Source organism: Nostoc sp., from assembly GCF_054880495.1.
This window is the reverse complement of record NZ_JBTYKD010000025.1, coordinates 71,457-80,395: the sequence shown is the minus strand read 5'-3', so window position 1 is coordinate 80,395 and position 8,939 is coordinate 71,457. Positions and strand designations below refer to the sequence as shown.

Annotated in this window: 11 protein-coding genes; 6 read left to right on the top strand and 5 right to left on the bottom strand. The window is 43.0% G+C overall.

The window, feature by feature from the left end:
• Positions 1-373: 373 nt before the first annotated feature.
• Positions 374-1,552: a sulfate adenylyltransferase gene (gene sat, locus ACYTXL_RS03000; RefSeq protein ID WP_461923445.1), complete on the bottom strand. Its 1,179-nt coding sequence runs from the start codon at positions 1,550-1,552 to the stop codon at positions 374-376.
• A 124-nt stretch (positions 1,553-1,676) separates the two neighbouring features.
• Here sat and ACYTXL_RS02995 point away from each other — a divergent pair, with 124 nt between their 5' ends.
• The 3 genes from ACYTXL_RS02995 (at position 1,677) to ACYTXL_RS02985 (ending at position 2,884) form a co-directional block, all read left to right on the top strand.
• A complete protein-coding gene (locus ACYTXL_RS02995) occupies positions 1,677-2,330 on the top strand; it encodes a Uma2 family endonuclease (RefSeq protein ID WP_461923444.1) in 654 nt (217 codons plus the stop codon).
• A gap of 108 nt (positions 2,331-2,438) precedes the next feature.
• Positions 2,439-2,708, top strand: coding sequence for a type II toxin-antitoxin system ParD family antitoxin (locus tag ACYTXL_RS02990; RefSeq protein WP_461923443.1), 270 nt, complete (start codon positions 2,439-2,441; stop codon positions 2,706-2,708).
• A complete protein-coding gene (locus tag ACYTXL_RS02985; protein WP_461923442.1) occupies positions 2,708-2,884 on the top strand; it encodes a hypothetical protein in 177 nt (58 codons plus the stop codon). Before ACYTXL_RS02990 ends, ACYTXL_RS02985 begins: the two co-directional genes overlap by 1 nt.
• A 30-nt stretch (positions 2,885-2,914) precedes the next feature.
• Here the strand turns inward: ACYTXL_RS02985 and ACYTXL_RS02980 are convergent, their stop codons facing one another.
• Together ACYTXL_RS02980 and mnmA are read right to left on the bottom strand one after the other, a co-directional pair.
• Positions 2,915-3,565 (bottom strand): Uma2 family endonuclease, encoded by a 651-nt coding sequence (locus ACYTXL_RS02980; RefSeq protein ID WP_461923441.1) that lies wholly within the window; start codon positions 3,563-3,565, stop codon positions 2,915-2,917.
• 227 nt (positions 3,566-3,792) lie between these two features.
• Positions 3,793-4,848: a tRNA 2-thiouridine(34) synthase MnmA gene (gene mnmA / locus ACYTXL_RS02975; protein WP_461923450.1), complete on the bottom strand. Its 1,056-nt coding sequence runs from the start codon at positions 4,846-4,848 to the stop codon at positions 3,793-3,795.
• Between the two features lie 458 nt (positions 4,849-5,306).
• Here mnmA and ACYTXL_RS02970 point away from each other — a divergent pair, with 458 nt between their 5' ends.
• Positions 5,307-6,164, top strand: coding sequence for a hypothetical protein (locus tag ACYTXL_RS02970; protein WP_461923440.1), 858 nt, complete (start codon positions 5,307-5,309; stop codon positions 6,162-6,164).
• Here ACYTXL_RS02970 and ACYTXL_RS02965 read toward each other — a convergent pair.
• Complete coding sequence (locus ACYTXL_RS02965) at positions 6,142-6,387, bottom strand: hypothetical protein (protein WP_461923439.1); 246 nt, start codon at positions 6,385-6,387, stop codon at positions 6,142-6,144. The genes ACYTXL_RS02970 and ACYTXL_RS02965 overlap by 23 nt on opposite strands.
• A gap of 85 nt (positions 6,388-6,472) precedes the next feature.
• Here ACYTXL_RS02965 and ACYTXL_RS02960 point away from each other — a divergent pair, with 85 nt between their 5' ends.
• On the top strand, positions 6,473-7,015 hold the full coding sequence (locus ACYTXL_RS02960; RefSeq protein ID WP_461923438.1) for a Uma2 family endonuclease: 543 nt from the start codon (positions 6,473-6,475) through the stop codon (positions 7,013-7,015).
• Between the two features lie 104 nt (positions 7,016-7,119).
• Here ACYTXL_RS02960 and ACYTXL_RS02955 read toward each other — a convergent pair whose 3' ends face one another.
• Positions 7,120-7,908, bottom strand: coding sequence for a class I SAM-dependent methyltransferase (locus tag ACYTXL_RS02955; protein ID WP_461923437.1), 789 nt, complete (start codon positions 7,906-7,908; stop codon positions 7,120-7,122).
• Between the two features lie 265 nt (positions 7,909-8,173).
• Here ACYTXL_RS02955 and ACYTXL_RS02950 point away from each other — a divergent pair, with 265 nt between their 5' ends.
• Entirely contained in the window at positions 8,174-8,920 is a 747-nt protein-coding gene (locus tag ACYTXL_RS02950) for a DUF561 domain-containing protein (protein ID WP_461923436.1), read from the top strand.
• The last annotated feature ends 19 nt before the right edge of the window (positions 8,921-8,939 follow it).

Below are 8,939 nucleotides of genomic sequence, written 5' to 3'. Positions count from 1 at the left end.
TTCCCAAAGTCAACCACTCAGCTTCAGTTACCCCCAATACCGCGAGTATTGAGCCAATTCTCTGTAAAAACGTGCGCCGTTTCATAATTAGCTATCAGCTATCAGCTCTCAGCTACCAGATAGCAGCTTACAGGGCTGAACTCTGTATTGTAAAGTTACAGATGGTGTTTGCTTGATCAAAGTGTGGGGAGTGGGGAGTGAGGAGTGGGGGACAAGGGGGACAAAGGGGAATTATTGAATGAACAAGTCTCTCCCTTGTCTCCCCCCTCTTCCTTGTCTCCCTTGTCTCTTCTCCATACCCAATGTCCAATACTTCTCTACGAGAGGCTGCGCCAACGACTTCGCTCAGTACAAGTGCCCAATGCCCAATGCCCTAGACAGGTACTTGTATCCGCATAGCCCGCGCCAATTCTGCCGCCACCTCCGGACGGGAAAATTCTGGTGGAGGTAATTCACCGCGTCGCAGCATTTCTCTAACTTTTGTCCCCGATAGGTGAATGCGTTCTTCTGGCCTGCTGGGACTGGTTTTTGATGTTGCCATCTGCTTAGTACGCATGCAGTAAAAAGCGTGTTCAAATTTCATCGGTACAATGCCCAATTCACTTGGCGCAAACTCTTCAAAGATATACTGAGCATCATAAGTACCGTAATAGTCACCGACGCCAGCATGATCCCGTCCGACGATAAAGTGAGTACAGCCGTAGTTTTTGCGAACTAAAGCATGGAATATTGCCTCACGAGGGCCAGCATAACGCATTGCGGCTGGATTTATTGCCAAAGTTACCCGATCTAAGGGGTAGTAGTGTTCTAGCAAAATTTCATAGCAGCGCATCCGCACGTCAGCAGCAATATCATCTTCTTTTGTCGCCCCGACTAATGGGTGCAAAAATAGACCATCAACGATTTCTAAAGCGCACTTTTGAATATATTCATGGGCGCGGTGGATGGGGTTGCGAGTTTGAAAGCCGACAATTGTTTTCCAACCTTTGTCTGTAAATAGTTGCCGTGAGGCAGCTGGATCTATTTGATAAGTGGGAAACTGGGGATGAGGTTGGCGTTGTAACAGCCAAATATCACCCGCCAGATGTACATTACCTTGGTTATAGAGTACCTGCACGCCGGGATGATTGACATCATCAGTGCGGTAAACCTTTATTGCTTCGCGGGTTTTGTCGTAGTGATATTTTTGCGTCAGTTGCAAAACTCCGATAAATTCACCTTTGGAGTTATCCAAACGGATTAAGCTGCCTAACTGCAATGGGGAAGCTACTTCTTCGCTGACCGATAGTGTAATCGGAATTGACCACACAAGACCGTTAGCTAGTCGCATTTCTGTAACAGTGCGATTGTAGTCTTCCTGGTTCATAAAACCCGTGAGTGGACTAAAAGCACCGATCGCAATCATTTCTACATCAGAAACGGCGCGATCGTTAAGTTGCACTCGCGGCAAAAAGTCAGCTTTTGAGAGAAACTCTGCTCTTTGTTCTGGTGTGGCGATACGGTTAACCAACTGTCCACCGTGGGGGGCTATGGCATCTGGATTGTGACTCAATGTAATCCCCTCTTTGCTTTTATTGCTATTGTTTCAGATTATGTACTAACTTATCAAATGCTGGTACGTATTTAAGTTAGGCTACGCTTTAGTCGTTGAAGAGTTCCCTTATTTGGAATTGCTTATGACTGCTGTATCACCTGTTTTTAAACCTGTTAGCCAGATGCGGCTAGAACCTGGTAGTACAGTGTCTATTCAAGATGTAAGCTGGGAAGAATTTGAGTCTATCTTGCAGGAACTGGGAGAAAAGCGATCGCTACGAGTTGCTTATAGTAAGTCTACGTTAGAAATTATGGTTCCTCTACCCGAACACGAAAAGTCAAAAGACTTAATCTTAGATATTGTCAAAATCTTGCTTAAGAAGATAGGGAAAAGGTACGAAGCTTTTGGTTCAACTACATTCAAGCGTGAAAATACAGCAGGGGTAGAACCGGATGCTTGCTTCTACATCCAGAATTACCAAAGAATGATTAGCTGTCGCAGACTTGAACCAGATGATCCGCCTCCTGATTTGGCTATTGAAACAGATGTAACATCAAAAACAACTCTTGATGCTTATGAAGCGATCGCTGTTCCAGAACTATGGATTTACAATAGTAAAAAGCTGAGGTTTTATTTACTCAGCAATGGACATTACATCGAATCAGATAACAGTCCTAACTTTCCAAATATCCCTCTAACTCAAATTATTCCCGCTACAGTTGAACGGGCTTGGCAAGTAGGAACCGTACAAGCTTTGGAAGAGTTTCAAGGGGCATTAGATAGAAGTAGTTTTTGATAGAGAGTACGTAGGTATCGCTTTTGCTAATTGAGCCTAGTATGGCAATAAATGGCATAAATTGCCATAAAATAATATTATCAAGGAAAAATTAGGGAAGTAATGCCAGTGAAAAGTATAAATATATCTCTCCCTGACACGATGCGGACTTATATAGAAGAGAAAGTGGCGGCTGGTGGTTACAGCAGTGTTAGTGAATATTTCCGTGAGTTAGTGCGCCAAGATCAAAAGCGTCAAGCGGCTGAACATTTGGAAGCGATGCTTTTAGAAGGTCTAAATTCTGGGAATGCAACTGAGATGACTCCTGACGATTGGGAAGACATCCGCCAAGCTGTGCGGGAAAGAATTGCCAAGCATAAAGGGTCAAACCAATGTTAATGACCAACGTAAACAAACGACCGCAAGTCATCCGCGACTTAATAGAATTAGCGACTTATATTGCAGAAGATCGGAAGCTTCAGATAGGTTTCTTACAGCAGCAGAAACAACTTTCAAACAACTGGGGAAAATGCCAGGAATGGGAAAATCTTGTCAATTCTCTCATCCTAATTTAGCTGGTGTTCGACAGCAAGCAATCAAAGGATTTAAAAAGTATCTTGTTTTTTATCTTCCTTAGGAGTTGGCAGACCTCCAACTGTAAATATCTGTTCAGCAGTTAAATTTAACTCTAGGAAAGTAGACGAGACAATGCGCTCACTACCTCTAAATTGAGTGACTTGGTACTCACCATCGATTAATTGATAAATGGATATAGTAGGCAGTTTGGGATTGCCAATAAATTTTCTAGCGCCACAAGCCGCGTAATCTATAATCCAATATTCAGGAATGCCTATAGCTTCATAATCAGCTAATTTTTTGTAGTAATCATCCCGCCAATTAGTACTAACAACTTCAATAACCAATGGAATAGATGCAGCTTGAGATACAGTCGATTCCTTTTTCCATAAAGGCTCATTCACTAAATTTGGTCGATTGATTATTAATATGTCTGGTGAATAAGCTGATTCACCTTCAAGGGGTTTGACTAATACAGTTTTTGGAATGTAATAAGGTAAATTTATCCGCTTGATATCAGCAGATATTTCTAGTGCCAAAAAACCCACAACATCTTCATGGTCGCCCGTTGGTTGTGCCATTTTAACAATAACGCCATCATATAATTCGTATCTTCCGCCCTCGGGTCGCCACGCTGCAAAATCTTCAAAAGTTACTAGTTTACGTAAGGCTTGAATCATAATTTATTGTCCCCCTGGTACTGCTTTAACAACTGAGCTAACCCTGTTTGCACCTGGAGTTTCTTCGGTCACTCCTTCTTCTGCAAGAAGAGGCTTTACAAAATTCGGTTATAGTCTGTTAAAACTGACTTTAGCTATTAGCCCCGAACTTCAGTTCTGTGCGGTTTCTGCCTAGAATGAAATAGCCCTGAATTTTGGTTTATGCCAAAACAGGGTAAGAGTTATTATTAACTAAATTGTTCAATTATTCCGCCACCTAACACTTTTTCCCCGTCGTACCACACAGCAGCTTGTCCGGGAGTGATGCTGATTTGGGGTTCATCAAACACCAAACGCACACGGAAGTTTTCCAAAGGAATCACCGTCACTGGTGTAGCCGTTGAACGATAGCGAATTTGCACTTCGGCATGAATTGGGGTCGATGGTTCGGCAATAGAAACCCAGTTTACCCGATTTATAGTGCATTCTGGCTGAGTTACCTTTGTGCGATCGCCTACTATTACCTTATTATTTTCCGCATCTAATTCAATCACATACAACGGTTCGGCCGCAGCAATCCCCAAGCCTTTGCGCTGTCCAATGGTGTAGTGATGCACACCATCATGCTGTCCCAAAATTTTGCCTGTGACATCGACAATATCGCCTATTTTGGGAGCTAAATATTTATCTAAAAATGCCCGCATGGAACCATTACTTTCCACTAAGCATAAGTCTTGACTTTCTGGCTTGTCAGCAGTTTTCAGTCCGTATTCAGTAGCAATGCGGCGGGTGTCAGTTTTTTCTAGTTCGCCCAGAGGAAATATAGTTGCTGCAAGTAAATCTTGAGACAAATCATAGAGGAAGTATGACTGGTCTTTGTTGCGGTCAACAGCCCTTAATAATTCGTAACGTCCAGTTGCTTCGTTATGGCTAATTCGAGCATAATGACCAGTGGCAATGCGATCGCATCCCAATTCTTCATGGGCATACTGCACCATTGGCCCAAACTTCACCGTTTTATTGCACTGAGAGCAAGGCAAAGGCGTAATTCCAGCACTATAACCACTTACTAAGTAATCGACAATATGCGTCTGAAAGAGATCCCGAATATCCACAATCTGATGAGGAACGCCCAGTTGTTCACAGAGATCAGCCGCGTCAATCATACCTTCAGAGCAACATTGACCTTTGCCTTTCATTAGCCAAAGAGTCAAACCAATCACTTCATAGCCCTGATGGTGCAGGATAGCTGCGGCGGTGGAACTGTCAACGCCACCAGAAAGACCAACGACGACTTTTTTCATACAAAGCACGACACGATCGCTGCGTGGTTGTCCAATTGTAGCACACACTCTTTCATTGCCTTGCTACCAAAGCACTTCAGTTTTAAAGTCACCAAAGTAGCGTCACCGAATAGCCCGTCGTAGACATCTCTATTCACTCTCCCATCGCCCTGCTCTAAGGGACTTCCAACAAATAAATTACTACTACTTGTGGGGTGGGCATCTTGCCCGCCTTGAGCTACGGGCCCTCGTGTCGCCCACCCCACAAGAAATAGTTGAGTATTTATTTTTTTATTTGTCAGTCCCTAAGATTAGTTACAGACGCATTTTTTGCCACGCAGATGAGCTAATTTGACCTTAACGCTATATAGTTGCTACAACGGTGAACTAATTAGTTCCTGATGGAAATTACCTAAAAATATTTTGATTATCTAACTACTATGTTGAGAGGAATACTAAGTCAATTTATGCGATTTCAGATGCAGCGCCAAAGTTCTGAGGGTTGGAAGCCGAATATTAGACTTTTCCCCTTGTTAGTGGGAGGATGGTTAATGCTGATTCCCGACTCTACTCCAGTACAAGCACAAATCTACAACAGCAACGTGCTACTGGCTCAACAAGCAGGTGAAATTTTACCGCCACCGCCAATAATTCCCTTTGATCAACAGCCATCACCGCAGTTAGAACCATTACAAAACAATCAATTAGAGCAGAATTTTCAGCCCTCCCAACCATTACAAAACAATCAATTAGAGCAGAATTTTGAACCCTCTCAACCTGCACATTTTAGTCAATCTAACCAGAACTTTGAGCGCTATTTAGTTTACGTTGATGGTAGTGATTTCCAGACGCTACAAAAAATACGTCAAATTGAACCCAGTGCTTACATTCGCCAGTATCAAGGACGGAATATAATTCAGTCAGGAGTTTTTAATAGAGTATCTAATGCTCAACAACGAGTGAGTGAGTTACAGTCACGAGGTATCTATAGCGCCCGGATTATCAGCTTCGCTAACGGACAGGAAATAGGTGTAGGCAATAGAGACTTTGAAGGCGATCGCAATAATAATATAAGTGCTATTAGGCCAGTCTCTAGATATTATGTCGCCATCCCCACCACTTCAGAACAGTTACCTGCGATCGCAGCCCAAATTAGGCAGAATCTAGCCCGATTTACGCAAGATTTAGGACGATCTGGCGCAGTCCTCGAAAGGACGCAACCACGAGGTCCACACGTAGCAGTAGGGCCTTTCTCTGATCGATTCCAAGCTGAGGAATGGAATAAATATCTCCGAAATATAGGATACGCGAATGCTAGGGTTTATTACGGAAAGTGAATGAGTTTGGAGAGACGCGATTAATCGCGTCTGTACAGGAGTTTGGAGGATTGTTCTCGGAAAGTCGAGACATAATTTCTAAAATTCCATCTAAATAAGTTAGTCGCGCACTTGTACCTTCTAGGTTTATATCTAGCTTTTCTAGTTGATCCCAGCTGAGGTTATACAGCAAAACATAGGAAGTCTTTGGAGTGACAGGTTTGGCGATGACTGGGAAATTCATGGGGCGATCGCTCCTGGAGAGGTCTATAAGTATTACGATATAGTAATTCTAGGCAAAATAAAGCGATCGCTCCTACAGAGGTTTTATGTCCCTGACGCTTGAAGACTTGGAAAAAATGCAGCAACAGTATCCTGACTTTCGCATGGAACTAGTCAAGGGTAATATTATTGTTATGAGTCCATCAGGATACGAATCAGATGAGGTCGCAGCCGCGATGATTGCTCAGTTATCTAACTGGGTTAGACCGCGCAAACTGGGACGAACAGCAGCTTCTAGCGCTGGTTTCAGATTGCCAAATTTAGATTTGCGGGCACCGGATGCTTCATTTGTTTTAGCCGAACGCTTGCGTCGCAGTCCCAAGTCTTTTGCTCAATTGGCTCCCGATTTGACTGTAGAGGTGAAGTCTCCTAGCGATAATTTAGAGGATCTAAGAGCCAAGATTAAAGAATTTCTGAGTTTGGGAACTAAGGTAGGAATTTTGCTCAATCCAGATGAACGGATTGTTGAAGTTTATAACTTTGGACAAGAGGCAATAATACTTCGTGATGGCGATATTTTAACAGTTCCCGAACTGCTCCCAGGATGGGAAGTACCAATTGCAGATTTGTGGCCTCTAGAGTTTGACTAGGATAGTGATCAAAAAGAGGGGGAAAGGGAACCCCATATTTAAAAATAAAGGTCTAAATCCCCGTCACAAAAATTAATTAAGAATTACGAATTACGAATTAAGAATTACGAATTACGAATTATTTTAACTTTCTGGAGTTTAAAAACCACCGAATAGGGACGTGTTTTGGAATTGAAGAGCTTCTGGTCGTTTTCTGCAAGATGATATCGCTCTGGGGTAATTCTTGGCTCTTCAAATTCGTCCACAGAAAAACCTGCTGCCTTAAAAGCTTTCCAGTAATCGGAAAGAGGGCGGTGAAACCAGATAAATGGTGTTGTAAAATGCTTCCAAGGTTGATCGTTGCGTTGTGTCCTTTCAAAATAAGAAGAAGCCCAACTATAACAAACCGTCCCATCCTCATTTACAGTCGTCGAGTTGCCTTGGGGAAAACAAGGATGTGAGAACACCAGGATTGCAATACCACTAGGCTTGAGAACTCGATTAAATGCCCTGATTGCTCCTTCGAGATCAAGCAAATCCATGAGAACGTAATTGGAGATGATCAGATCAAATTGCTCATTTGAAAGCGATTTGAATTCAGTACATGAATCCAAATGAAAATCTATATCTAGATTATTTTGGCTAGCTCTGAATTGGGCAATTTCGATCATTTGAGGTGAAAAATCTACAGCAGTTACACTGGCTCCTTTAAGGCAAAGCTGGCGTGCCAGATATCCTGTGCCACAACCAGCATCGAGGACAGACAATCCCGCAACATTACCAGCGAAACTCCATAATACAGGATCTGAGTTGAGAATTCGATTGCTGTCGCCATCCTCGCCAACTTGAATATCCCAGTCTCTAGCTCTATTATCCCAGAGTTCAAGTATTTCTTTCTCGTCAAAGTTTGCCATTATATCTTCCTCCTGAAAAGAATAACTTAATTATTTTCAGATAAATATCTGCGGGAATTTGCTAGTATATTTTAATGCTGCCATATATTCAATACTTAGCTAAATTGTGATAGTATCCAAGAGTAAAATTTTATAAGATAGCGATCGCAAATCCGAAAAAAGAATAAAACTATCAAGATTTGGCAACTACCATAGTGATTTAGTCCCTGATCAACTGACTAAACGGTAGAATATACCTAATTTTCGTACCTTCAAAAGCCAAACTATGACGATGCATTCTACACTCAAACGTGCATTTAATAACCGCCGCGTTCTAAAAGTGATCACCGGCTTAAATAACTTCGACGCCGCTAGTGTCGCCGCTACCGTTAAAGCTGCTGATTTTGGGGGTGCTACTTTTGTCGATATTGCCGCCGATGCAACCTTAGTCCAGCTAGTTAAAAGTTTGACAAATTTACCAATTTGTGTATCAGCAGTAGAACCAGAGAAATTTGTGCAAGCTGTGGCAGCTGGTGCTGATTTAATTGAAATCGGGAATTTCGATTCCTTCTATGCTCAAGGACGGCGCTTTGAGGCTCCAGAAGTGCTAGCGCTGACTAAGCAAACCCGCGCTCTCTTCCCGGAAATCACCCTATCTGTCACCGTTCCCCACATCTTGGAACTAGATCAACAGGTACAGTTAGCAGAAGAACTAGTGAAAGCGGGAGCGGACATTATCCAAACCGAAGGCGGCACTAGCAGTAATCCAGTTCACCCTGGAACTCTAGGATTAATTGAAAAAGCTGCCCCCACCTTGGCAGCAGCTTTTGAGATTTCCCGTGTGGTGTCAGTGCCAGTATTGTGTGCTTCCGGTATTTCTAACGTTACCGCACCATTAGCGATCGCGGCTGGCGCTGCTGGTGTTGGTGTTGGTTCCGCCATCAACCAACTCAATAGCGAAGTTGCCATGATTGCCGCCGTGCGTGGCTTAGTAGAAGCGTTAGCGACTGCAAGAGTGCTGAGTAAGAACTAGGGAGTGGGGAGTAGTAAAT